At 55.4% G+C, this 24,020-nt stretch carries 28 protein-coding genes; 9 read left to right on the forward strand and 19 right to left on the reverse strand.

The window, feature by feature from the left end; all coding sequences use genetic code 11:
- Positions 1-169: 169 nt before the first annotated feature.
- The 4 genes from P0648_RS16605 to P0648_RS16620 all read right to left on the reverse strand — a co-directional run bounded on the left by P0648_RS16605 (position 170) and on the right by P0648_RS16620 (position 3,316).
- Complete coding sequence (locus tag P0648_RS16605; RefSeq protein WP_277506000.1) at positions 170-643, reverse strand: SRPBCC domain-containing protein; 474 nt, start codon at positions 641-643, stop codon at positions 170-172.
- Complete coding sequence (locus P0648_RS16610; protein WP_276249204.1) at positions 640-975, reverse strand: helix-turn-helix transcriptional regulator; 336 nt, start codon at positions 973-975, stop codon at positions 640-642. Before P0648_RS16610 ends, P0648_RS16605 begins: the two co-directional genes overlap by 4 nt.
- 301 nt (positions 976-1,276) lie before the next feature.
- Entirely contained in the window at positions 1,277-1,510 is a 234-nt protein-coding gene (locus P0648_RS16615; protein WP_277506001.1) for a hypothetical protein, read from the reverse strand.
- Positions 1,511-1,597: 87 nt separating this feature from the next.
- Positions 1,598-3,316 carry an MBL fold metallo-hydrolase gene (locus tag P0648_RS16620; RefSeq protein WP_277506002.1) on the reverse strand — a complete coding sequence of 573 codons (1,719 nt, stop codon included), beginning with the start codon at positions 3,314-3,316 and terminating at the stop codon, positions 1,598-1,600.
- Between the two features lie 202 nt (positions 3,317-3,518).
- Between P0648_RS16620 and P0648_RS16625 the strand changes: the two genes are divergently transcribed.
- From P0648_RS16625 to P0648_RS16640, 4 genes are all read left to right on the forward strand, one after another.
- On the forward strand, positions 3,519-3,809 hold the full coding sequence (locus tag P0648_RS16625; RefSeq protein WP_277506003.1) for a hypothetical protein: 291 nt from the start codon (positions 3,519-3,521) through the stop codon (positions 3,807-3,809).
- Positions 3,809-4,135 carry a hypothetical protein gene (locus P0648_RS16630; RefSeq protein WP_277506004.1) on the forward strand — a complete coding sequence of 109 codons (327 nt, stop codon included), beginning with the start codon at positions 3,809-3,811 and terminating at the stop codon, positions 4,133-4,135. The genes P0648_RS16625 and P0648_RS16630 overlap by 1 nt, the downstream gene beginning before the upstream one ends.
- 96 nt (positions 4,136-4,231) lie before the next feature.
- The gene (locus P0648_RS16635; RefSeq protein WP_277506005.1) at positions 4,232-4,591 is read left to right on the forward strand and encodes a helix-turn-helix domain-containing protein; all 360 of its coding nucleotides are present in this window, start codon (positions 4,232-4,234) and stop codon (positions 4,589-4,591) included.
- Complete coding sequence (locus P0648_RS16640; RefSeq protein ID WP_277506006.1) at positions 4,588-4,878, forward strand: type II toxin-antitoxin system PemK/MazF family toxin; 291 nt, start codon at positions 4,588-4,590, stop codon at positions 4,876-4,878. The genes P0648_RS16635 and P0648_RS16640 overlap by 4 nt, the downstream gene beginning before the upstream one ends.
- A 39-nt stretch (positions 4,879-4,917) precedes the next feature.
- Here P0648_RS16640 and P0648_RS16645 read toward each other — a convergent pair whose 3' ends face one another.
- Positions 4,918-5,133 carry a hypothetical protein gene (locus P0648_RS16645; RefSeq protein ID WP_277506007.1) on the reverse strand — a complete coding sequence of 72 codons (216 nt, stop codon included), beginning with the start codon at positions 5,131-5,133 and terminating at the stop codon, positions 4,918-4,920.
- Positions 5,134-5,286: 153 nt separating this feature from the next.
- Between P0648_RS16645 and P0648_RS16650 the strand changes: the two genes are divergently transcribed.
- The gene (locus P0648_RS16650; protein ID WP_277506008.1) at positions 5,287-5,802 is read left to right on the forward strand and encodes a hypothetical protein; all 516 of its coding nucleotides are present in this window, start codon (positions 5,287-5,289) and stop codon (positions 5,800-5,802) included.
- A 92-nt stretch (positions 5,803-5,894) separates the two neighbouring features.
- On the opposite strand, the gene P0648_RS16655 is transcribed toward P0648_RS16650, so the two are convergent.
- The 4 genes from P0648_RS16655 to P0648_RS16670 all read right to left on the reverse strand — a co-directional run bounded on the left by P0648_RS16655 (position 5,895) and on the right by P0648_RS16670 (position 9,564).
- Positions 5,895-6,401: a hypothetical protein gene (locus tag P0648_RS16655; RefSeq protein WP_277506009.1), complete on the reverse strand. Its 507-nt coding sequence runs from the start codon at positions 6,399-6,401 to the stop codon at positions 5,895-5,897.
- A gap of 59 nt (positions 6,402-6,460) precedes the next feature.
- Positions 6,461-7,474: a hypothetical protein gene (locus P0648_RS16660; RefSeq protein WP_277506010.1), complete on the reverse strand. Its 1,014-nt coding sequence runs from the start codon at positions 7,472-7,474 to the stop codon at positions 6,461-6,463.
- The gene (locus P0648_RS16665; protein WP_277506011.1) at positions 7,471-8,994 is read right to left on the reverse strand and encodes a LamG-like jellyroll fold domain-containing protein; all 1,524 of its coding nucleotides are present in this window, start codon (positions 8,992-8,994) and stop codon (positions 7,471-7,473) included. Before P0648_RS16665 ends, P0648_RS16660 begins: the two co-directional genes overlap by 4 nt.
- Positions 8,995-9,282: 288 nt before the next feature.
- Positions 9,283-9,564: a hypothetical protein gene (locus P0648_RS16670; protein ID WP_277506012.1), complete on the reverse strand. Its 282-nt coding sequence runs from the start codon at positions 9,562-9,564 to the stop codon at positions 9,283-9,285.
- A gap of 56 nt (positions 9,565-9,620) precedes the next feature.
- Between P0648_RS16670 and P0648_RS16675 the strand changes: the two genes are divergently transcribed.
- Positions 9,621-10,148 carry a hypothetical protein gene (locus P0648_RS16675; protein ID WP_276275222.1) on the forward strand — a complete coding sequence of 176 codons (528 nt, stop codon included), beginning with the start codon at positions 9,621-9,623 and terminating at the stop codon, positions 10,146-10,148.
- A 637-nt stretch (positions 10,149-10,785) separates the two neighbouring features.
- On the opposite strand, the gene P0648_RS16680 is transcribed toward P0648_RS16675, so the two are convergent.
- The 3 genes from P0648_RS16680 to P0648_RS16690 form a co-directional block, all read right to left on the reverse strand.
- The gene (locus P0648_RS16680) at positions 10,786-11,148 is read right to left on the reverse strand and encodes a hypothetical protein (protein WP_276249191.1); all 363 of its coding nucleotides are present in this window, start codon (positions 11,146-11,148) and stop codon (positions 10,786-10,788) included.
- A 72-nt stretch (positions 11,149-11,220) separates the two neighbouring features.
- Positions 11,221-11,586 (reverse strand): DUF86 domain-containing protein, encoded by a 366-nt coding sequence (locus tag P0648_RS16685; protein ID WP_276275223.1) that lies wholly within the window; start codon positions 11,584-11,586, stop codon positions 11,221-11,223.
- Positions 11,586-12,020 carry a nucleotidyltransferase family protein gene (locus P0648_RS16690; protein WP_277506013.1) on the reverse strand — a complete coding sequence of 145 codons (435 nt, stop codon included), beginning with the start codon at positions 12,018-12,020 and terminating at the stop codon, positions 11,586-11,588. The genes P0648_RS16685 and P0648_RS16690 overlap by 1 nt, the downstream gene beginning before the upstream one ends.
- Before the next feature lie 552 nt (positions 12,021-12,572).
- Between P0648_RS16690 and P0648_RS16695 the strand changes: the two genes are divergently transcribed.
- Entirely contained in the window at positions 12,573-13,469 is an 897-nt protein-coding gene (locus tag P0648_RS16695) for an OB-fold nucleic acid binding domain-containing protein (protein WP_276275225.1), read from the forward strand.
- 1,586 nt (positions 13,470-15,055) lie between these two features.
- Here the strand turns inward: P0648_RS16695 and P0648_RS16700 are convergent.
- Together P0648_RS16700 and P0648_RS16705 are read right to left on the reverse strand one after the other, a co-directional pair.
- A complete protein-coding gene (locus P0648_RS16700; RefSeq protein ID WP_276275226.1) occupies positions 15,056-15,853 on the reverse strand; it encodes an IclR family transcriptional regulator in 798 nt (265 codons plus the stop codon).
- A gap of 270 nt (positions 15,854-16,123) precedes the next feature.
- A complete protein-coding gene (locus P0648_RS16705) occupies positions 16,124-17,281 on the reverse strand; it encodes a hypothetical protein (protein ID WP_277506014.1) in 1,158 nt (385 codons plus the stop codon).
- Positions 17,282-17,404: 123 nt separating this feature from the next.
- Between P0648_RS16705 and P0648_RS16710 the strand changes: the two genes are divergently transcribed.
- The gene (locus tag P0648_RS16710; protein WP_277506062.1) at positions 17,405-18,511 is read left to right on the forward strand and encodes an ABC transporter ATP-binding protein; all 1,107 of its coding nucleotides are present in this window, start codon (positions 17,405-17,407) and stop codon (positions 18,509-18,511) included.
- Between the two features lie 45 nt (positions 18,512-18,556).
- Positions 18,557-19,351 carry a creatininase family protein gene (locus tag P0648_RS16715; RefSeq protein ID WP_277506015.1) on the forward strand — a complete coding sequence of 265 codons (795 nt, stop codon included), beginning with the start codon at positions 18,557-18,559 and terminating at the stop codon, positions 19,349-19,351.
- 4 nt (positions 19,352-19,355) lie between these two features.
- Here P0648_RS16715 and P0648_RS16720 read toward each other — a convergent pair whose 3' ends face one another.
- The 5 genes from P0648_RS16720 to P0648_RS16740 all read right to left on the reverse strand — a co-directional run bounded on the left by P0648_RS16720 (position 19,356) and on the right by P0648_RS16740 (position 24,001).
- Positions 19,356-19,733: a RidA family protein gene (locus tag P0648_RS16720; protein WP_276275229.1), complete on the reverse strand. Its 378-nt coding sequence runs from the start codon at positions 19,731-19,733 to the stop codon at positions 19,356-19,358.
- Between the two features lie 60 nt (positions 19,734-19,793).
- On the reverse strand, positions 19,794-20,642 hold the full coding sequence (locus P0648_RS16725) for a carbohydrate ABC transporter permease (protein ID WP_276275230.1): 849 nt from the start codon (positions 20,640-20,642) through the stop codon (positions 19,794-19,796).
- Positions 20,639-21,580: a carbohydrate ABC transporter permease gene (locus P0648_RS16730; protein WP_276275231.1), complete on the reverse strand. Its 942-nt coding sequence runs from the start codon at positions 21,578-21,580 to the stop codon at positions 20,639-20,641. Before P0648_RS16730 ends, P0648_RS16725 begins: the two co-directional genes overlap by 4 nt.
- A gap of 19 nt (positions 21,581-21,599) precedes the next feature.
- Positions 21,600-22,937, reverse strand: coding sequence for a sugar ABC transporter substrate-binding protein (locus tag P0648_RS16735; protein WP_276275232.1), 1,338 nt, complete (start codon positions 22,935-22,937; stop codon positions 21,600-21,602).
- Positions 22,938-23,002: 65 nt separating this feature from the next.
- Positions 23,003-24,001, reverse strand: coding sequence for an LLM class flavin-dependent oxidoreductase (locus tag P0648_RS16740; protein WP_277506016.1), 999 nt, complete (start codon positions 23,999-24,001; stop codon positions 23,003-23,005).
- Positions 24,002-24,020 lie beyond the last annotated feature (19 nt).

Consider the following 24,020-nt stretch of genomic DNA (forward strand, 5'->3'; position numbering starts at 1 on the left):
GATAAGTTGGTTGTGCGTGGTTGCTCTCTGCGCCGCTCTGAGCGGTGGTGACCACCACGTGAGTGGCGGTGGTGACGGCTGGCGCTGACACCGGGACTGTCTTCCCTCACGGATTCCGGTCAGCGCCAAGCACTGCGGTGTGGGACCTTCGGCCTGGGCGGCGACTGACCTACTCGGCTTCCGGGTACTCGACCAGCCGGGCCAGGTTCTCCAGACTCATGCCCCACCCGGTGGCGGCGTCCTCTGCAGGGATCGGCTTGGGGATGCCCTCCTGGCGTACGGTTACCTTGGTTCCGTCCTCGACTTCTTCGAGGGTGATGGTCACGGTCATTTCGCTCTGCATCTCGGGGGTATCCGTCTCGAATTGGTCTGTCTGGACGATACGCTCGTTGGGCACCAGCTCGACGTATTCGCCGCTGAAGCTGTGCTCGTCACTCTTGTCGAGCGAGGTGAACGTCCCGCGGTACGTGCCACCGACCTCACCGTCGGCGTGGTCGTATCTTGCGGTGTAGCCTGCCGGCGGCGAGAACTTCGCCAGCGCGTCGGCGTCCAGGAACGCCTTGTAGATGCGCTCGGCCGGTGCCTTGATCACGCGGCTCACTTCGATGCTTCCAGTCTCCGGTTCGTTAGGTTGGTCGCTCATGGCTGATCGTCTTCTTCGACTTCTTGCGCGATGGCCTCCAGCGTGTCCTCCCAGAAGATCCGGTATTGGACGATCCAGGAGAAGGCTTCGGACAGGGGCTTGCCCTGGAGTGCGCACCGGCGCACTCGGCCGTCGCGGGTCTGCTCAAGCAGCCCAGCGTCTTCCAGCACGCGCAGGTGCTGGCTGATCGCGGGCAGGCTGACGTCGTGGGGTTCGGCCAGCTCACTCACACTTTTCTCACCCTCCGAGAGCTGCTCGATGAGCGAGCGTCGGGTGGGGTGAGAGAGTGCAGCAAAGACCGCGTCCAGGTCAACGTCAGGATGCTTAAGCATCTTCTAAACTATCGCGTCCACTATACTTAAGCATTTGCTTAAACGAGAATAGAGGCCAAAATTCTGACCCCGGCCAACGTTCAAGCATTCCACGTGGTCCGGACGTGACGAACCCCCCTGCTGAACTACTTCTGGGAAGGCACCCGACCCAACCACTCTTTCGATTCCTCTGGTAACTATGCACCCTGATTCTTGCACCCCCGTTCTATCAGCTACAAGAAGTGTGCCAACCGAATCTCTGGGTTATCCGCGAATCCCTATGAGAAGCGGCATACAGAAAAGCGAAGTAGGCCTCGCTCTGTCAGATCCTCGATGGCAGCCGCAGTTCGTCTTCGACTTCGTAGAGATAGCCCTTCAACAACAGCTGCTCGATGTGCGCTCTCGCGTCGGCACGTTCGACGCCCTGCTCCATGAGATGATTGACGGCGTCCTCCCGGGTGAGGACCTCGTCGTTTTCCGCTGTGTCGAGGTACTGCTCGATGTGATCGAGTGCAGCTTCCTCGCCGGAGTTGATTGGCGTCCGCGACTCCCACATTGGTCCGTATACGAGGACTACAGATTAGGAATTTCTGGTCGCCGTCACTAGACTGTGACTCCCCGCTGATGCGTCACGCAGAGACGGCTACGTATCTTGAGCCGACTGATTGTCATCCCTCTCTGAGTCTAGGCCGTTGAGGAGACGGACGCGGAGCCGCTGGCCGTGTTCAAGATGGCCCGGTGGATTCTCAAGGCGGAGCAGAATCGCCCCATCACCCGCATCAACGACGCGGGCGTCGATGTCGTGGCCCGTGACTGCCGATTCGATTCGATCGAGACGGGCATCAATCCCCGACAGGACGGAATCGATATCCGGGTCACCGTCAGTTGTTGGTAGCTCACCAGCCATCCCGTCGGTCATCACACGACCTGTGGAGGGCGCCGGACTGTCAGTCTCTTGACGCGGAGCAGGTGTTTCACTTGGCGGGTGCTCGGTGTGTTCTACTGAAAGCCGGTCACTGAGCGCCGCCAAATCGAGGCCTTCCGTGCCGAGATCAACATCGTCGAGTCGCGTTACCGTCGGGAGCGGTATCTCCGCGTCCGCAATCGCATCGCCAAGCACTCCGCCCATCGTGGTCGTCCCGGACTGCACCCGACGCTTCGTCGACTCCGTCACCCACGGTGGCGGTGTCCAGCCCGACTCATCCAGAAGCGTGTAGCAGTCCGTGTTATCGGTGACCCAGACATAACTGGCGTACTTGTCCTTGTACTGGTTCGCAGCGGCGCCCTGTTGATGTGTAATTACCACGTGGACCGGAGAGAGTGCCTCGACGACGTCGTCGATCGTTTTCGGGATGGGGTGATTGCTGAGCGAAAAATGATGGGTCGTACACGCCGCACTCGTCACCGGGGAGCTTCCGCCATTGATGAGCTGGACGAGCGTCGCACCTGGATCGTCCGCGATCGTCTCAAAGAGCCGCTTGGCGCTCCCATCGATCGGTACCTCTGGCCCTGCGATCGTCACCCCATCCACTTCCAACACTGCCGACGGGTCAGCAAACTCGGCGGTCGTCGCGACGTTCGGGACGCTGTACTCAAGCCGGTCGTAGAGCTTGGCCACATGGCCAACGAGCCTGATCGAGAGCCGTTCGTCCCACTGCTCGGCGAGATGCCCGAGGAGATACGCCACCTGCAGTCCAGTCAGGCCACTGGCTGTCGTGAGCACCGTCGAGCCAGCCCGGACGCGTTCACAAATCGTCCCGACAGCATCGGTGAGGGTCGCTTGGAAGTCCTCGATCGTGGCGGCCGTCAGGACGAGAACGTCGACATCCACGGGGAGGTCGAGGTCGAAGCCCGGATAGCCAGCAGCACGACGGGTCGTGAAATCACCAGTAACGAGAATCGTTCGGCGCTCGTCGTCGGCAGCGACCTCGAAGAGGAAGCCAGCAGCACCTGGCGTGTGGCCTGCTGGAACGGGATGGACGCGGAGTCCGGGAACGATCTGCGTCCACTCATCAATCGGTTCCAGCTGGTGGAGCACGCGCTCCGTATTCGAGAGGTCGTAGTGGTCAGCGCCGGCCGCGAAGACGTCCTCGAGGATGGTGGCCGTATCGGTGGCGGCGTACACTGGCGCACCATGTGTGAGGGTGTCGCCGAGCGAGTGATAATGATCGAGATGGGCGTGTGTGAGACAGACTGCCGTGAGATATTCGTTGGCCGCTTCGTCGAGGAGCTCATCGATTGCGACGTTCTGTCCAGCATCGACCAGCACGCAGACCGTCTGGTCGGGAAGTAACCCATCGATCCGGAGGATAACCGATTCGCGCCCGGAGTACGGGTTCGCGTGCTGGAACTGGATCTCCATCGATGTCTCCCTCTTCAGAGCCCGACAGTATATATCATCACCACGACGGTGGACCAAACCACCGTGCAAGGCTGAAACATGAGGTGCAACGGCCGAGTCGGAGGCCTGCAGCGAGTCCTTCTGGATTCCGATCTCGATAGTGATGTTTATCGGCGCCAGGAGGCGCGAGGCGCTCTTACGACCGTGCCTCGCGTGAGTTCCTATGACTTGTCCAGATATACTCGACGACACTGGAGACGATCACGAACGACTCGAAACCGAACTCCTCGCACAAGACCGGGATGCAGCCCGGGTGGCGACGGCGGACGTCGACGAAACGATGGCGCGGCAACTCGTCAGTGACCTCGTCGACGACGGGGCCGTGACGGCAGTCGCCGAACAGCGAGTTCTCGTTCACGAACCGAGTGGCGAAGCCTTCGACTCGATTCTGCAACTCGCCATGTTCCATCGTGGCTGGTCGGCTGCCCGCGACACTGGCGAGGCTGACGAGTGATGCAGCAGACGCTCTCCGGCTGTGCCTTCTGTGATGCAGCACCTGGATCCACGGCAGGAACGGCGTATACGTGGGGGAAAGACGAGCGAGTCACCCACCAGATCTGCGTCGACTGTGCCGTCCAAGCGCGGCCCGACCCCGACGAGCGTGATTACCACGCCTGCGATGGCTGTGGACTCGTCGTCGACACGCTCACTGCACTGACGCGATTCCGCGTTGAACTCGGGCATCTCGAAGGGCCGTTGCAGCTGTGTACTCGCTGTAACCCCGGTGGGCCCGCGACGTACTGGACGCGGGACCTCGAGACGCACGTCGTCGATGAATAGACTGCCCTTCCCACCACACCCAGTCGATCAGCGAGATTGAACCGACTCAAAAAATACGTCGATACATCTAATACACACGGCGACAAAGCAATACATATGCCCATCGACATCGAGACGTTCGAATCCTCTCCCGAGGATCGCCTCCAGCACTCCGGGGAGACGAACGCTGATCGCGTGATGCGATTCCTCGCTACCCATCCCGATCAGGCATTCACTCAGAGCGAGATTCGCGATGCAACCGACGTGAAAGCTGGGAGCATCAGCGTCGTTCTCTCTCGACTCGAAGATCGGGGTCTCGTCCGGCACAAGGGCAACTACTGGGCGCTCGGTGAAGCCGACGACGTCGCCGCGTACGCCAGCATGCTCGAGAGTACGCGAGCGGCCAACGACCGCTTCGGCGAGGAGGACATGGACGAGTGGTTGGAGCACGCCGTCGACGACGAGGATACTGAATGAGTTACCAGCGCGGGGATGTCGTCTGGGGACCCGATCCGTTCAAGTCAGGTGAGAACCCGCGTCCGTGGCTGATCCTCAACAACGACAGCCATCCGTTCGGTGATGAGGAGTACATGACGGTCACGCTGACGACGACGCCCCACGATGAAGGGGTTCCCCTCAAAGGCGGCGACGGGATTGAGGGTGGGATGCCACGCCAGAGTTACGCCTCTCCGTGGGTAGTCGCGTCGCCGAAGCACGCCGCGATCGTCCGGCGGCAGGGTCGAATCGACGAGCTGAAGACGTAATCTCGGACCCTCCAGCCGATACTCGATAGCGAGTGGCGTCTATGGAGCGAAACTCGCCTCAGCCCCAAACAGATTGAACGCATCGTGCTGCGAGAATGGGCCTTGGGTGACCCACTCGTCGCCCTCGTCAAACTCGTTTTCGTCTCTCAAGATCCCGCCCACGTACAGCGCGTGGGCCGGATAGACGCTCGCTTCCCAGACCCGGACGAGCCGGGCGCCGTCAGCCATCACCACCACGTCCTGAAGGATTCTCACGGTTTTGGCTGTTGAACGTGTCACAAAACAATTCCTACAGTAAGGGGATAGAGACGGGTAATGCGATAGATATCGGTCGTCCAAGTGTTGGTTTCTTTTTGTGTTCCACTACGCCGAAACTGGGCTTATATTTGATTGTATGATTATATTAGCATGGTTTCGACATTCGAAGGGGTCTTGCAAGACCGGCCGCTGATTCTGGGGGTCCTTAGTGGGGTGATTACTTCGCTTGCTGGTGTCATCGGCTATTTTCTTCCACCGCTCATCACAAATGCCGAGTTCTACGGCCATGGGTTCGTCTTAACTGACAGAATATTCCAATTTTTTGCTGGCCAGACGCTCCTCTATCACGGGATAGTGCTGGCATTCGTTCCGTTTGTATCGACTGTTCTGATAACTCTCGTCGCTCATCAACAGGGTCTTTCCGGGTTCGAGGTGGACAAGAACATCATTGTTGGAACCATTCTCGGTCCCGCACTCACCATCCTTATTGCTGCGGCCCTTGCAATGGTTCTCATTGGGCTTACCGACGGTCTGGGAATACTGTGGTTTGCCCTCTTATTTGCCCAGCCGATTGTCCTACTCTTTCTGATTCTTGTGGTTCCAGTTGTGGCAGTGAGCACCGTCGCTGGCTACGCGTTCGTCCGGGGACTAGAACTGATTCGGTAACACATTCGTACCATCTACGTATCAGCTAATTTGACTCCGTTTTACGTGACACAACCCCTCTGAGATACATTCTATGACTGCCGCACTGTTCTCTATTGGCACGTATACGCCGCGCTGACACCACCTGGAGGGTTGGGACGGCTGGTAACCCCGAGAGCGACGAAATCGGCCTCATCACAATTTGCGGTCACATACGAGATGATTTCGTCCTCGTCCAGATAGACGACGATGACTACGGCGAAGGATGAGTGGAACTCCTCGATAGAACTCCGGTTCTTCTCGCCAGGGTCAAGGGTGTATCGTCCATGGAGTCGGGCCGAGTCGGGCAACTCGACTGCCGTGAAGGTATGATTGTCGCCGGGATTACCACCGCCAAGTCCTTGGCCAATGGAACCCGTTGCCGTAAGCCCGTCGTCGCGCCGCTCCGTCACATTCGCTGGGAGCTCGACCACCCACACCTCGAACGTGTGCGTCGTGTCCGCCGAATTGTTCACGACGACCGTGACTGGTCCCTTTTGACCAGTCGGCCCGAGCGGGCCGAGGGTGCAACCTGCGAGAACGAGGAGCACACCCACGCACAGAATTGGAAGAGGTCGCATGAGGATACAGTCACTAGACTGCGTGGTAGATGTTTCATCGCGAAGTTGCTTAACCTGTGTCATGGAAGCGGTGGGAAGAGGGGATCCGATAGTGTATTCTCGACAGTCAGGGCAGAGAGTATCGTGCCATTATCTGGGAATCGCATCACTGGATGCGGACCGATCCCACTGCGGAAGCGGTTCGCATACCCTAGCGACCCGAACGTCTCGAAGGGCGTCCGTCCGATCACGCGGCTTTCTAACGCGAACTCCCTGAACGCCGGATTCTGGCCGTCCCGCGTCCACTCAACCCCCTCCCGGAACGGCGTTTCATCCTGCTTGTTCCCGCCCACGTACAGCGCGTGGGCAGGATAGAAACTCGCGTCCCAGACCCGGACGAGCCGGGCGCCGTCAGCCATCACCACGACATCCAAGAACGCGTAAAACGACGGGATGTTTTGCCAGTACAGCGTAATTGCTAGCGGGATGTTTCCCAAGAACAGCTGAGCGAGCGTATACCCATTTTTCAAGGCGACGATGTAGGGATCGTTACCCCCGAGGATGATCGAAGCACGCACTCCCTCGACGGTCCCGCCGCTGCCGTCCGGCACGGTCACGATCTGGTCGGTCGTGTACGGGCCCTTCACGTTCGCAGGGAGGAAGTTATCGGCCCCATCCAGAGAATCCAAGATAGTGACGAAGAGGGTCGACTCGCCGGGACCACCCTCTCGCGTGATCGACGAGACCGAACTCGGGTTCTGCATGCTCGGGTCGTCGTACAGCGCGTCGTACTCGCCATTGAGGACTGTCCGGCCGTCCGTGTCGAAGCCGATCTCGACAGCTGTGTTGATCCGGAAGTTCGGGAACGGATCAGTGTACTCCTCGAGAGTTTTACTCCCAAGGGCGGTCGAGATACTACTGGGCAAGCTCTGTCTGTCATCGCCGTGGAACCCCTCATCTAGAAACCCGGGAATGGCGCTGTTTCGTGCTGTCGCGGTGGGATCGTTGGGATCACCGCTGTTCTCGTTATGTCCGAAGATGGACGTAACTACGTACGCCTCCTCGGTGATATCCCAGGGTACTGGGAGGGTCATGGTGATCCCCCATGGAACCGGAAGGTCTCTCCATCGATCGTCACCTCGCAACTTTCATCTGATAGAATCTCCGCCCGATAGGGAACTTGGGTGCCGTCCTGATGATTGAACGTACCCTCCCGAAGTGAATCGGTCTGCGTCTGGACGATTGTGTCCACACAAGGGCCGTAGGTTCGCGCGAGCGCCCGGCGTTTCCGGGACATCTGCGTGACAGCGACATCATCCGGATTGTCGGTCAGGTGGACGTTATCAACGTAGACCACCCCGCTGTAGTCAAAGCCCGACCCCGGCGGGTGGTCTTCCGGATACCACACCAGTTCCAGCTTGTCAGCCGAGGCGAGCTTCGTCGCACTCAAGCCACTCAGATCCCACGCGATTCGGCCGCCGAGCCGCTGTGCGACCGTCATCTCAGGAGATTCCTCGACACCACCCGGATCGGTGTGATGATACCGGAAGCGGAATGTGACCGCCGACTCCGAGTTCTCGACCGATGCTGGAAGCACATCGGCCAGCAAGCACGGATAGTTCACGAAGTCAGCCCGGTAGGTCGCCTGCTGGGTTTCGATGCTCGGCTCAGGGTCGCTATTAACGCTCACCTTGAGTGCATACTCACCCTGACTGACGCAAGCAGGCTGCTGGGCCCCATTTACTCGGCTACACTGATTCGTGCTGTTCGCCGTCCACCCATTTAGTCCGTGTTCGAATCTGCCGAGCGCGGTAGTCTTCAAAAGCCTCCACGTGTCATAGTACCGGTCGACGGAACTGGCTGCGGGCAGGAAATAGCCGAAGCCACCGCTCACCCAGGTCGTATCCGAGGCCGTAAGTTGCGCTGTTTGGGTCCCCGAACTATCGAAGTGCGTAATCGTGAACGTACCGTCAAGCCCCCACTGGACCTCGATTCGGTTCCACCCGACGATCGAGAACGCCGCCGTCGAACTCGCGAGTTCCGTCCACTGAGTTCCGTCGTGGACGTAGAAGCGAAGATCACCCGACGATTTGAGTCGAATCCGGTACTGTTCGCTATTGGGCTTGGTGTTCGCATCTCCTTGCGCTCCAAAGATTGCGAAATGCAGATCCGAGGTTGCTTGCTCGGGATAAAACCAGAACTCGAAGGTATCTCCCGCCTGAGGGGCCTGCGGAATCTGGGCCGGCATTGCAATCGCGTAATCGGAGCCGCCATTCCCAGCCTTCGCCCGGAAGGCGTAGCCACCCGAGTGAGTGGGACTTTGCACCAGATCGAACGCAGTGCTGTCGTCAGTCGTGTATTCGGCGAGCGAGCCATCGTCGTAGTCGTCGATGACCGTGATTGCTGCGGCTGCAGGCTTCGATGTTGCTGCGAGGAGGGCACTCCCGCCTCCGATAAATCCTGCAGTGAAAACACCAGCTGTTTTTAAATAATGACGTCGCTTGAGCGGAAGCGGTTTTCCGCTTGTCAAGAGGGAAGGAGTCTCAGACCGATGTCCATCGGTGGATTCGGTTTTATCGGGTGTGTGGTCGGCCTGATTCTGCGAATTACCCATCTTCTAACACCAAACTCACCAAAAACTTCAAAATACATGTAATTACGCATTTTCTATAATTCATCCTATCCAACTATTTTTCAACTCGATACAATCAAACGAGTCACCGCTTGGGAGTGACCCATTACTGGTTGCGCCCGACACCCGGACTCGGTCTGTCGGCACATTCGGTGAACAAACGCCGAAACAACCGAGCGTCGGGTGCTGACTGCACCCTCTGTATGTATCACGTACTTCCAGTCATGGTCTGATCGTTTCAGCAAAGCTCACGGACTCACTCTCTCACGATCAGATCGTCGTTGAGCGACGTTCGACGCGCCCAGCGGTTACCGCGACGGCGTCTTTCTCTTCCAGCCGTCGCACAATCTCCTGGACGTCCGCTGCTGGCCAGTCGAGTTCCTGTTGCAGGTCAGCCACCGACTTCGGGTCGTCAAGCGCGTGCAGCACTTCGAGCTCCTCGTAGACGCGCTCAGTGATCTCGGCCACGGGGTCGTGCAACGGGGTCGTCACGTTGTGTTGTTCCGTGAGATCGGCCAACGCTTCGTTCACGGTCTGACTGTAGACGGTCAACTCACAAATACGCCCTACAGACAAGATATATGTGTTTGGGCCGCGAACGAACGAATATGAGTGACGATAGGTCGCCAACGGTTGACGCCGCAGAGCAGTGGCGTACGGACCGAACGACCTTCCAACGTGTCTACGATGTCCTCGTTGGGACGGATGAGCCGGCGTCTGCACAGCAGTTTGCAGAGTGGGCAGACTGCTCCGAGAATGGAGCCCGACAGGCACTCCAACAACTGACCGAGATGGGTATTGCAGACAAAACCGACACACGGCCTGCAACCTACACCCGTAACACCTCGTACCTCCGGTGGAAGCGAGTTGAACAACTCGCCCGTGAGCAGAGTCCGAGTGACCTTCGGGCACGGGTTGAGGAACTCATTTCAGAGGATCAGAGCTTCCAAGCAACCTATGGTGTCCCAGAGCCGGACGCTGTGGTCACGACTGAAACGGCGGTAGCTGATCACGAGATGCTTCACCAGCAGTGGGAGGACCTCTCTGACTGGCGGACCATCCGCCGTGACATTCAGGTCATCCAGCAAGCAGTCCACCGTGCAGAAGCACTGCGCGACGACCGAGCACGAGTCTGACCCGTGACCGAACGGACAGAAGGGCCAAGCGGCCCACTCGACATTCCAACGCTCACTGTGTTGGCACAGCGGGCGGCGACACACCCACTCATCACCGAGTGGCAGTTTCGGCCAGATTCACTCAGTCCACGTCTCCTCAAACTTCAAATCGATCCAACCCAGTACCCAGCGTCACTGAGTGGTGTGCGACTTGACGTCCGATGGTTCGAAGGCGGAATGTATTCATTCCACTATCTAGAGACTGCGTCGAATGAAACATGGCAGTGCCGCTGGGATAGACATCCGAAGCCACACGCGCCGACTGCTCACTTCCATCCACCCCCGGACGCAAATGACCTCGTTGAGCCCTCACCTCTCGAAGCAGACCACCACCTCGCGGTTCTGTTTGCTGTCCTTGAGTGGCTCGAAAAGCGAGTGAGTAAGCACCACGACATCTCGTGACACTCAGATCGTCACCGGAGGAGCGATGAGGTCGATATCTTTGGTCGTTTCCTTGAGTCCACGAAACGCCATCGATCCACCGCCGATAAATCACTTCCGTAAAGATGGGCTCGACGATTGAACCCCGGCGACTTCACGGGTGACTCACGGAGACTGAAGTGAGGCTTTTGGACTGAGATACGAACTAACGACGGACTTAATCGATAGCTTCAGCCGCTGTGATGTTTTTCGGACCAATATAGATTAGCAGGCTCTCTGGCCCGGAATAGTCGAACGTGTGAGTAAGCTGCTTGCCTTCCGATCTCGCAGTAATGTTGTATACTCCATGCCCGCTGTTTAGGCTGACTTTCTTGTTTTCTCTTCCGTCGACAGTATAGGTGTCATCAGCGATTGTCGAGTTGTTTTTCGTGACGGTCAGTGAAACCTCTGTAGATTGGTTCTGTTCATTGTACAGATATATTGTCGGGCCGGAAGGGTCATTGGATCCCCCGATACCGCCTATACAGCCCGCCAGTGAAACAGTACTAACCAGCAGCAAGCCGATTATGATTTTCTTCATATTCGTTACTACTATTTATTTTCATGATATGGTTTGTGGAATAATATATGTGCTGGTAACTAAACACCTCACTCATGACATTCCGAGGTTATAGACGACCTCTTGATTCACATCACCATACCGGTGGGTGAGGATATTCCGAAATCCGACTGCTTCTTCCAGCTGTTCCTGGACGTCGTGTGAGATAATATCTGCATTCCCGAGCGACTCAATCTCCTTTTTTGCGGTCCCACTGGGTGAGAGCCCCTCCGACGCGCGAATATGCTGGGCGAGGTCGATACAGGACTGAATAAGATTCATGAACGTCCGCTCAACCGCTCGCTGGACGATGATCTCGTCAACATACGCCGCCTTCGACAGTCCCCGCATTTGCTTCAGGTCATTCGTGTACTCGTTGATGTACCGGAGCTTGTCAACAACAATATCCTCGTCGACCACTAGACGTCACCACGAGCCAACCGATCGATGAATTCCCGTTGTTCTCGTTCTCGCTCGCTCGCACCTGCAGTATACGCTGCGTCGACGTGCTGTTTGTACGCGGTAATGACCGCTGGATCACCACTGATGCGAATCCCATCCCTGAGCGCAGCGTGCGCAACGTGCGTTGGCAGCAACTCGATATCGCTCACGTCGACGAATCTGTCTGCGTATGCTTGGAGGTCTGCGTCGATACGGTTGCGTCGGCGGAACCGCTCGGCTTCGGACAGGTCATCCGGGAACTGGAGGGCAATATCGACATCCGATGTCTCCTCTGCCGTTCCTTTCGCATGCGACCCAAACAGCACTGCGAAGATGACCTCGGTTTCATCGAGATAGTCCCTGATTCCTTCGAGGTCGATTGTTTCGACAGCGAAGTCGTCCGGTTTGGGCATACGAGTACTTCACGGTCTTGGGTAATATATGTCCGTACTCTCTGGCAATCGGTACGGCTCGCCCCGCTCGCCGCGTTCCGCCTTCCGGTGAGCAAAGCTCACCGTCGTCTCGTTCGCTTCGCTCACGAGCCCTCCGCGGCGCTCGCGACCGACCATTCCGGGCTGTCGCGGTCTCGTTCCTCCGTCACTCGACCGCGTTCCGGGCTAAAGTGCATGTGCCCTCGACGCCTGCATTAAGCGCGTTTTCGGTTGCGCCCCTCGCGGGCCGGACACGAGAAACGGCTTAACGCTGGCCGCTCGCTCCGGGCGGGTCGTTGTCGCACTCACTCCGCTCGCGCGACAAGCCTCACCTCGCTGCGCTCGGTGAGACGGCGCGCGGTGCTGGTTGATTGTCCGCCTCAGACGCGCTCTCGCTCGCGCCCCAAGGGGCGCTTGCGAAGGCGCGAGCGAGAGCGCATAGATGGGTCTGTCGGTCGGTGTCGTCGAAGAACCGCGATGTAATGGCATCGCGGTGTCGGGCGCTGAGCGCCTTCGGAACTGGGTTGAGTTCCAATGTCAAGTAAGAACGTTACCACTGATGTAGTTTCGGTCGACGAACAGGCATTCGAAAACGCGGACGAAGCGGCGGTCGACGAGGACGGCTTCGAGGTCGTCGATGAGACGCCGGCATTCCAGGCGACGGTGCAGATGGAAGTTCAGGCAAAGGTCGATGCGAACCACCCGGACGGGATGGTCGACACCAGTGACGAACGGATCTATGGGGCGACCCTCGAACAGGAAGAGCGCATTCGGGCGCGGGAAGCCGAACTGGAGCGCATCAGTGCCCAGGCAGAGCTGGGGACGCAGGACGGTCGGGAGAAGCGGACGCGAGACATCGCGGCGAAGCGGAGCGTTGAGCGGCGTGCAGCGTTCCAGAAGCGGGCGGCGAGCGTGAACCCGTGGGCAGACCCGAAGCGAGGTGATCCCCGTGCAGAACTCACGCAGGAGCAGTTGGCGGCGGTGAATAAGCAGTCGATGCGGCTGTCGAAGAAGCTAGATGGCTGGTCGCGAGCGGCAATTGGTCGGCGGCTGGGTGAAGCCGTCGTCGGTGGGAAAGACCTGATGAGCGCGGTCGTCGGGGTGTTCGAGGAGTTGCAGACGGCGCCCGGGACGGTGGTTCCCATCGGGAAGCTTGAGGACGTCAATCGTAAAGAAGTGAGCATCGAGGGCCGTGTGACGCAGCTTTGGGAACCTTCCAGTCCGAGCATCGCTCAAGTTGGGCTCATCGAGGACGAGAGCGGTCGTACAAAACTGACGAGCTGGAAGGCGTCGGATGCTCCGTGGATCGAAGAGGGCGAGCGCGTGCGGATTCACGGGGCGGCGAAGAACTGGTATAACGGGCGCGTCTCAGTGGCCCTCACTGGGTGGAGCACCGTGATGTTCCCCGAGCGCGGTCGGTGGTGGGAATAGCCAGTCTTCGCACCCTTCTTTTTGCTAAGTCCCGAACCGACCCGGACCCCACCTCCCCACCCTCCGCTCCGTGCTCGCTTCGCTGCGCGCGCAGCCACGACCTTGTCAGGACGTATCCAATCTTTTTTCATGGTCGGGATGTCGTAGCCGCAAAATGTATCATATGTTGTTCAAATTGCTGGATGTCTTCTCTGGTAACGGAATCGTTGCTTTGTGCGAGGTCTTCTAGCCCCAAGCACCAATCCTCGAATGCTTCTTTGATTCGGAAGACTGTGAACGGATTAGGTCTCATTTTATTTGGAGTTCGTAGTCGTTGTCGATCAGTCTCTGGGAGAAGTCCCAGTCTCTTCTCCAGGTAATTGTATCTTCGTCGAATTCGCGTTGACAATCTCACTGAATTTCAGGCAGAAGAGGTGGAGGAGCGTGATTTAATCCAGTGACAAGTCCGGTGCGGTCAGACGTAGTATATACTAGAAATTCGTTGCTGTCCATCGAGAACCATTTCCATGTTCGTTCACTGTCTAGGGAGGAGGCACACCGGCAACATCTCTTGGTAGAATTGGAATGTAATCGGAATCTCCGGATACCGGTAGAATAAGCAGGATATCGATAAAATACTTGTCCAAAACATTTTGATTGTTTTCCTATTTGTTTGATTTGTTGGGAGAGTAATCACTAGAATATATATTTTTAAATAAAATGGTATATTGTTTTTCTCTCTGAATCTAATTTAAATTTTGTATTTTATGCCTATTTTATTGGTGTAGCTTAAATAATATCGTATATTAACGGTGTATCCAGATATTTAAATTCCAGAAATTCAAATGACACAATAAATTTGTCATATAATTTGTCAAAATATAAGAAATTATGGGTGTCAATGCTAGCACGTATCGCGGATGCAAACAGGCGACTGTACGGGCGTTTTCTTCAAGCAGTGTGACAATAAGATAATCCGCGTACTCATCGAAGTAGTCCACCAACTGTGAAGTACGGACAACGTCAAACGCTCCAAGTGGGTTGAACACCATGAGTGGCACTTCCTCGGGTACCTCGTTAATAAGATACACTGCAAGCCCGAACACGAGACCCGACACCTGTCGATCTGACTCCCAAAGGGGGCAAACAGGAGCCATCCTAACTCACTCCCGCGTCGCTCGTTTGGCTCAGGTATCCCTTGTTTGTACTCCGATAACGCTCCTTCGTACCCGAGAAGAATTCTCCGATTTCGTCCTCTGTGAGGTTCGCGACAGACGTTACAGCAGTATGAATCAGCCCCTACAAATAAAAATTTGTAAATATCAAAACCAATATTTTCAGATAAAATGAAAATTACAACCATACTTTTGTAAAGGATTGATGGAGTGCAGATACGCACTATCTCCAATTTTCCAATTGGAGGCTTGCTGAGTCGAGGTGTGAGTGCGATTTCTCACCGTAGAATCACGCTCCCAAATCTATTAATTGTAGACAGAATGCCAAGCTAACTACACCTACACATCAATAATTACTCCCGGCCCTCCAATGAAATTTGTTATATACAAAACCAACGGGTTTTCGGTCGATATCTTGCAGTTGGATTGTACCTATTCCCTATAGAGCTCCCCAGTCTGAACGTTTACTTCGATAATATTTGCTGCTTCCATTACCGCCTCGGGATATTCTTCGACGAAGGTATTTCTCTTCAATCGACTCGATGGGGCGGAAATACTGATCGCTCCGATCGGGTCTCTCTGAGAGTCCAAAATTGGGGCCCCCACTGCTCTGATTCCAATAACAGCCTCTTGTTGATTTACGGCAAATCCGCGTTCTTGAATTGTTTCCAGTTCGGCGGCGAGTTTGTCAGGGTTGGTGATCGTATTGGGAGTTTTCGCCATTAGACCGTGCTTGTCGATGATATTGTTGACCTCTGAACGTGGTAGGTGAGCAAGAATCGCCTTCCCGCTGGCCGAATAGTGAAGATAGCGATCAGAATTTTCTCGATTTTTAATGTAAAATTCGATCCCGACGGCATCTTTTCCGAATGATTCGTAGAGAATCACTTCGAGTCCGTCGTCTTCGATGATGAGGTGGACCGATTCACCTGTCTTGTTGGCCAGGTTGTCTACTACTTTACGTCCATGTCTGTAGAGTGTATTGTGGTTCTTGACGTACTCACCAGCGAGGACAAACCGATATCCAAGGTAATACTCGTGAATGTCTTTGCGGACCAGACAGTGGTCCTCAAGCGTCGAAAGGTACGTATGGACTGTCCCCGGAGATAACCCAGTCGCCTCTGCAATTTCTGTGAGTGTCGCTCCGTCGTGGTCTTGTATCGATTCGAGGAGCTCCACTGCTCTGTCCACGGATTGAATCTTGCGTGGTTCGTTAGTGGTGTCTTCCATAGTATGAGCATCAATAGCATTTGCCATAATGGTTTTGATATATCCAAAATTCATTGCCCTCAACCTGCTGCTATGTTCGCTCCAATAGGCTCCCAATTATTCGAGTACCATGGTAAAAGAAATCATACGGACCGTTCGACACCCAATCACCCGAACTAAAAACTTGCAGTAGTGTAGTAAATGCAATCCGACAGTGCAGTCACTACAGAATAGTTCCAGAGAACCAAAACTGAATCCACGCTCGAGAAGTCAGTGAGACGGAAACTGAACCTACCGATAGGGACGAATCGCTTCGGTGACCCACTCGATGTTCTGTTCGGGAAGGAGGCCGTAATTGTAGAACGAAATCCGTGGCACTCCTTCCTCGATAAGTCCGGACACGATATTATCGAGAGTGGACGCATCATCGACGATTGGATATCCAGGGAGTACGCCCGCGTGTAATGGAATTTCAGGTGTAAGTTGGTCTGCTTCGCGTACACAGTTTACCGCATCTGCTCTCGTCGCTTCGTACGCTGCAACCGTATAGTAATCGACGAACTCGGAAAGTGCGTGGAGGTCCGCTCCTTGCATCCACGTTTGACCGACAGAAACTAACCCGACGTAGTACCCAAGGTTCGCACTTCCTGCAGCAGTTGCAATGTCCTCGTACAGTCGACTCAGAGTTTTGAACCGAACATCTGCGTACGCTGCGACGGTTGGGTGGCTCTTGAGCCACGCAGCCATGTCGGCGTCGTGCGGAACCGTGCCTCCGGTGATTCCATCGACAGTCTGTTGTGTGGTTGTCTTTGCCAGGTCGGAGTTGACTCCAGCAGATTCAGCATTCGCTTGACACTCCGAACAGAAGCACAAGCCAAAGAGGAACTCGCCGAGTGTCCCGAGTTCGGTGTGGAACTTGTCGTGGTGCCAGCCGAATCCAGAACCGTAGAAGTAGTCGAACATCTCCAGTTCGATTGCAGAGAAGATGTCCCGACCAGCTAGGTCTTCAACCACGTTTGTGAGGTATGCCTGCACCATTGGCTTCGAAGGACAGAGGCCAAACGCGAGAGAGTCACCGAACGCGTTTTCGATAGTCGCCTCGGGATGGTTCAACCCTAATCGAGAGTTGTGGACACCGACTGTCCACGAGTTCAATGCAATGTCGACGTCTCGAAGTTCGTCCGCAATGGTCTCGATCCAGTCGTCATCTCCCATCGTCTCATTCACGACCGGTTGGAGTGTCTCGTAGTGGTCCCCCGGTTGGAAGTATGAACTAGCCTGTGCGAAGAATGTTCGACGCTCGGGATTATGTGGTGTGAAGGCCTGTACAGAGTGGTAGTTCGTCGCGAGATTGAGTTCTGTGATCCCAGCATCTACCAGACGATCGGCGACAAACCGTGGATCTTCGTCGAGGATGTCCCACGGGTATGCCCAGAATGCAAATTCCATACTACTTCCTCTTGGGGCTAGCCCTTACTATTTATCTAGTAAAACTGCCAACTCGTCGCCCTTCTTTCGGAACCTGAGACAGAGTTAAGTGAGCGTAGAGAATGGGTAGTGATAGGATTTGTCATGGGAGAACTCGAACTCGAACACGTAACGAAAGTATACGGGGGTGACCCCCCGATTACGGCGGTCGAAGACATCAACATCGAGATTAAAGATGGGGAATTCCTCGTCATGGTTGGTCCTTCCGGATGTGGAAAGTCGACCACGCTTCGAATGATTGCAGGTCTCGAGGAGGTTACTGACGGCAATATTAAGATCAACGACGAGATCGTCAACGAGCAGCAGCCTCAAAAACGGGACATAGCGATGGTGTTCCAAAATTATGCACTCTATCCGCACATGACTGTCCGTGAGAATATGGAGTTCGGGCTTCGACTGTCTCACGACCTATCTGACGGGGAGATAACCGACACTGTCGAAGAGACAGCGAAAACCCTCGAAATTGCGGAATTACTCGACAAACTCCCGAAACAACTCTCCGGGGGCCAACAACAGCGCGTCGCCCTCGGCCGTGCGATCGTTCGTGACCCGGCAGTGTTCCTTATGGACGAACCGTTGTCGAACCTCGATGCGAAACTTCGTACACAGATGCGGACGGAACTCCAGCGACTTCAATCAGATCTCGGAACAACCACCGTCTACGTCACGCACGACCAGACGGAAGCGATGACTATGGGTGACAGAATTGCGATTCTCGACCATGGCGAACTCCAACAAATCGCTCCTCCAGAAGAGTGTTACGACAACCCGAATAACCGGTTTGTCGCCGGATTCATTGGGAGTCCGTCAATGAATTTCTTCGAAGTCTCGGTTACCAACAATTCAAGCGGAATCTCAGTAGATGGTCCCGGTTTCAGCGTGGGGCTCGACGGTATCAACCTCGATTCGGGGGAGTATACTATCGGAGTCCGACCAGAAGACTTCAGTGTTGTCGAAACAGGTGGAATCGAAGCCACAGTCGACGTCGTCGAGCCGATGGGGTCGGACAACTTCCTCTACCTCAATACACCTACTGAGTCCGAGTTCACTGCGCGTGTCGACAGCGAGTTCCGGCCAGAGGAGGGAGACACTGTGCGAATTGGATTCTCTTCGTCGGAAGTTCATTTCTTCGACGACACTGGGGACCGGGTCAACTCCGATGTGGAGACACAAGTAAATACAGCAGCGTGAGACGCGGGTAACGATTATCGAACCATCTATAGACTTAAAATAACAATGTACGAACATATAGGGTCCTCGAGTGTGGATTGGGCTGGAAAGTCGTATCAGGAAATCAAAAACATCGGCCAACAGGATGGATCAGTGCTTATCATTCCCGTAGGGAGTATCGAACAACATGGACACCACCTCCCAGTTTCTACGGATACCATCCTCGTCGACGCAGTCGCCCATCTTGGAGCGACTCGCGTCGAAAAAGACGTTCCCATCATGGTCACTCCAACGATTTGGACCGGATACTCTCCACACCACATGTCCTTCGGAGGAACCCTCACGCTCGAACACCGAACGCTCCTCTCAGTATTAGAAGAGAGTGCGTCATCAGCGCTCGAAAACGGGTTCGACGCTATTCTCTTCCTGAACGGGCACGGGGGGAACATCTCACTCATCGGATCCGCGGTCAGTACAGTTGGGACGGAGCATCCAAATTCGCAGGTTCTCGGACTTACCTACTTCCAACTCGCGGCATCTTTCATCGACGAAATTCGTGACAGCGAACTCGGTGGGATGTCTCATGGTGGAGAATTCGAGACGTCTCTCATGATGCATCTTCGGCCGGATCTCGTCTCCGAGGGGGATGCCAAGTACTTTCACGAACCGTACGAACACGGCGGGAAAGATCTTGTTCAGGGCGGCCCGCTCTCGGTGTACCGTGGATTTGACGAGTACTCACAAACAGGTGCAATTGGCGCACCGGAGCTCGCAAGCACAGAGAAAGGAGAAGCGATTTTCGAGTTGTTAGGGGACGAGATGGAATCCATCCTCACTCAAATCCACGAATTGAACCGATAGACTCCTACGGCGTCCGAGCAATGACTTCGATTTCTACACCGATATCGATTGGGAGGTCTGCAACCTCTACAGCACTTCGTGCTGGGTACGGTGCGCTCATGTACTCTCCATACACTTCGTTTACAGCGTCGTAGTTAGCCATATCTTGAACGAACACAGTCGCCTTCACAACGTCGTCGAGCGATGCCCCTGCCGCTTCGAGGACTGCAGCGACGTTCTCCAGTGTCCGCTCAGTCTGTTCCAAAATCGTCGCGCCAACGATATCGCCAGTCGACGGATCTACTGGCCCCTGTCCGGAGACGTAGATACGATCGCCATCGATGATTCCCTGTGAGTACGGACCGATACTGGCTGGTGCATTGTCTGTCTGTATCTCTTGCATTACAATACCAGTTTTACAGTACTGTGCAAAAAAACTGCGGACGAAACGGAGTGGAGAAACTTAGTCCTTGACGGCACCGCTCGTCATTCCGGCGACGATGTACTCTTCGAGGAACGCGAAGAGGAGGAGGAGCGGAATGACCCCAATGACCGCGACTGTGAGCATCATGCGCCAGTCGACACTCAAGACGCCGACCATCGAGAAGATACCTCGCGGCACGTTGTACTTCCCACTCGACGTAAGGAACGTCAGCACGAACAGCAGACGGTTCCAGGCGTAGAGGAACGTGTACGTGATGCTCGCGACGAGAGCAGGCTTCGTCAGTGGGAGCACTATCTTTCGGAGAATCAAGAATTGACTCGCACCATCGATGCGTGCCGCTTCTTCAAGTTCGACCGGAATCGTCTTGAAATATCCATACAACATCCAGATGTTGAACGGCAAGGTAAACGCGGCACTCGGTATGATGACCGACAGATACGAGTCCATCAGGTCCAAGGTGACAATGATGTCGAACAGGCCGACGATGAGGATGACCGGTGCGAACATCTGGACCACAAGGACTGCCAGCAGGAACGTTCGCTTCCCGACGAAGTCTTTCCGTGCACAGACGTAGGCAGCAGGAATCGCTAGCGAGAGCGTCAATAAAACGGTACTGATGGAGATAATGAACGAATTCATAACCCACGTAATGACTTCTGTTTCCCCCCATACCTGGAAGTACGCAGAGGGGTTCAGGTTCTGCGGGATGACCTGTGCAGGTGAATTGAATATCTCACCGGCTGGCTTGAGGGTCGTCGAAATCATCGTATAGAACGGGAACATCATTATCCCGAGAATGATAATGAGGACCCCGTAAATTCGTACCTGTTGGAGTGACGAACGCGATTCAGAGAGCTTGATGCTCATATCTCCTCACCTCCCTGCATGTAGATACGGAGATACAGGATGGCGAACACGAGGAGGATGGCGAAGCCAATAGAGCTGTAGGCGGCGGCCATTCCAAGGTTCCCGTTCTCGAACCCAGTCTTGTAGATCCAGATAACGAGGGTTGCCGTCGAGTCGAGAGGGCCACCTCGGGTCATCGTCCAGATAACGTCGAACCCGACGAAGGTCCAGATAGTCGATAGGAGAGTGGCGATGAGAATCACCGGCTTGAGCTGCGGGATAGTGATGTATCGGAACTGCACCCACCGATACGCACCGTCAACTGCCGCTGCCTCGTAGAGCTCTTCCGGGATAGACTGAAGCCCTGCAAGGAAGATAATCGCCATAAACGGCGTTCCAATCCAGATGTCTGCGGCTATCGCACCAAGCCACGCGATACTGGGGTCACCCAGGAGGCCAATTTGCTGATCGATGAGACCGAGTTTCAGTAGGATTGCGTTCAGGTACCCGTACTGAGGTTGCTCGATCCACCGGAAAATCACAGCAGAGATTGCGTACGGTATCCCCCACGGGATGAGGAACGCCGTCCGGAAGAACTTCCGACCTTTGATGTCCTGGTTGAGGTGAACGGCGATAAGTAACCCTAGCAGTGTTTTTATCGTCACCGCGAGCGCAACCCACCGGAACGTCTGCCAGAGCAACTGGTAGAAGAACGGATCGGAAAATATCTCATTGAAGTTTTGGAGGCCGACGAACACCTCGACAGTCGACGTTCGGGGTGATTCGTAGAACGCAAGTCTGAGCGTCTCGAGGATGGGATAGAGAACAACAGCTGCGAGGAACACAATCGATGGCGTAATGAGTGCGTACTCAGTCCAGTGGTCCTGCAGGTACGACACGGCCCGCTCGACGGTTCCTTGCGATTCACTGTCGTCCTGTGCATACTCAAATGAAGACATAATCAATGGCAGAGACCAGTTAGGCCTCGATCATTTCCTCAAGGTCGGCTTGTGCCTCGTTGAGGGCCTTCTCTGCCGACTTCCGTCCAGAGACAGCTTCTTGGACTGCCTTCACGAGACGGTTCGTTACCTCGCTCAAGTTCGCCAGCTTTGGCCGTGACCGGGCGTACTGTGACGCTTCGATGAAGGGTGACCACAATGGGTCCTCAGCGAAGTAGTCTCGGTTACCGACCTCTTCCAGCACAGGCATGAAGCCTTTCTTCTTCGAGTACTCGAACCGGCGGTCCGTGTCGAAGTAGAAATTGAGGAGGTCCTTGACTGCGTCTTTGTTTTCGGCCGACGAGTACATAACCATACTATCCGTCGTCGCAAGACTGTATCGTCCATCGGGTCCTTCTGGCATTTGGACGATGCCGTAGTTGGTCCCTGTCTTGTTCTCTTCGATGTTGATACCCACGTAGACGTGACCGATGTGCATCGCAACGTCACCCTGCTCGAACAGTTTCCGCACGTCGTGTCGGGTCGACGAGAGTGGAGACGATTGGGTTACCTTGTGCTCCGTGACAAGGCTACTGTAGAACTCAAGCCCTTTCACGCCCGCGTCGGAGTTGACGGCCGGTTTGCCGTCATCGTTGATGATGTCCGCACCGTGGCTCCAGTGATATGGCAGCCACTGTGAAACGGTCGTGAGTCGGTCTGCAGCGGGAAGGCCGTATGCAGGCGTATCGGTGTTCTCTGTGACTTTCTGTGCTGCAGCGAGAACGTCGTCCCACGTGTCAAGTTTCGGGTTCTCCGGGTCGAGGCCTGCTTCCTCGAAAACGTCTTTGTTGTAGTAGAACGCCTTGTTCGAATAGGCCCATGGGACGCCGTAGTAACTGCCGTCTATTTTGGTCGTGTTTGCGACTTTCGGGTAGAACTTGTCTAGGAACTCCCCTTGCATGAGGTCGTCGAGTGGGTCGATGGCCTCGAGGTTCTGGAACTGCGGAATCCACCGGGATGGAAGCCGACTCACGTCTGGGGCTTTGCCACCCTTCACTCGAGTGACTAGCGTCGATTGGGCGTTATCCCACGTGACGCTGGTGAAATCAAGTTTGTATCCGTTCTCTTCTTCGAACTTCGCGTTGTTCTCTTCGAAGAACCCCTTGATATTGTCCCCGACACCCATCGTGAGGAACTGGACGGTTTTTCCACTTGAACCGCCTCCCGAATCGTCACCGCCACCGGAGTCACCGTCTCCGCCACCACCTCCAGTACACCCTGCAACAGCGATCATACCCCCTGCGCCCCCGAGCGCACGCATCAGGGTGCGTCGAGTGACATCTCCGCTACTCTCGTCAATGTTGCTAGCTTGCTCCATCGACAAAACCATACTCCTTATCAGATATATAGGTTTGGGAGGGCATCACATAGCACTCGAAGATGTCACTCAAAATGAGGAATTACGTCGGATTCAAACACGTCGATCGTCTCGTATGGATCTCCACAGTTCGATCCAACGAGGACGCGAGTGACGCCCGCATTTGAAAACTCCTCTAACTTCTCGATAATTTCTACGGTGTCGTCGGTAATCGTATTCAGTTCCCTAATCTCTCGGTCACTCATATCACTCAGTTCTCTATTTGCCACCGCTTGGACGCTCCGTGGGTCGGGGTTGGATAACTCAGCGTGGTCGGGGATGTACTCACCACGCTCTCGAATCTCCCGAACGAGTTTGACGGGGTCGCCGTAGTTCACCGAAACCTCGGTGGTCACGTCGACATCTTTTAAGGAACGCCCAGTTTCGGCCAGCCCGGCCGATAGGTTCGGGAGTATTTGGTCCTCGATGAGTGAGGCAGATGCCGCCGTAATAAGGTGGTCAGCATACTTCCCCGCTGCACGGGACGACTGTGGGCCCCAAGCGGCCCAGTGGATGTCGATGTCTGAACGGGGGGGCGTGTGGATTTTGATATCCTCGTACTCGTAGTACTTGCCCTCGTGGGTAATGTAATCGTCTTCGGTCCAGAGACGCCGCATCAACTGAATCGTCTCGATGAGCATTCCAACACGTGTCCCCCACTCCGGCCACTCACCATCGACGAATGCAGCTTCGTTCAGCGCTTCACCGGTCCCGACGCCGAGTTCCAGACGGTCGGGGAACATATTGTCCAAGGTCGCGAGTGCTTGTGCAAGCACGGGTGGGCGGTACCGCATCGTAGGACACGTCACAGAGGTTCCCACCGGAACATCCTGAATCTCGCTCATCAAAGTCCCGAACCACGGAAGGATGTGGTGGGTGTATGGCCGAGAATCGAGCCACGGTTGAAAGTGGTCACCGATCCAGATACCCTCAAATCCCGCATCTACAGCAGCCTTCGCCAACTCGATATCCTCGTTTGGTGGTCGAAAACAGCCGTAGACGTTGTAGTGTATCTCCAACGTCATCACCCGATCAACGGGAGTT

Source organism: Haladaptatus sp. DYSN1, from assembly GCF_029489995.1.
Lineage (GTDB): Archaea > Halobacteriota > Halobacteria > Halobacteriales > Halococcaceae > QDMS2.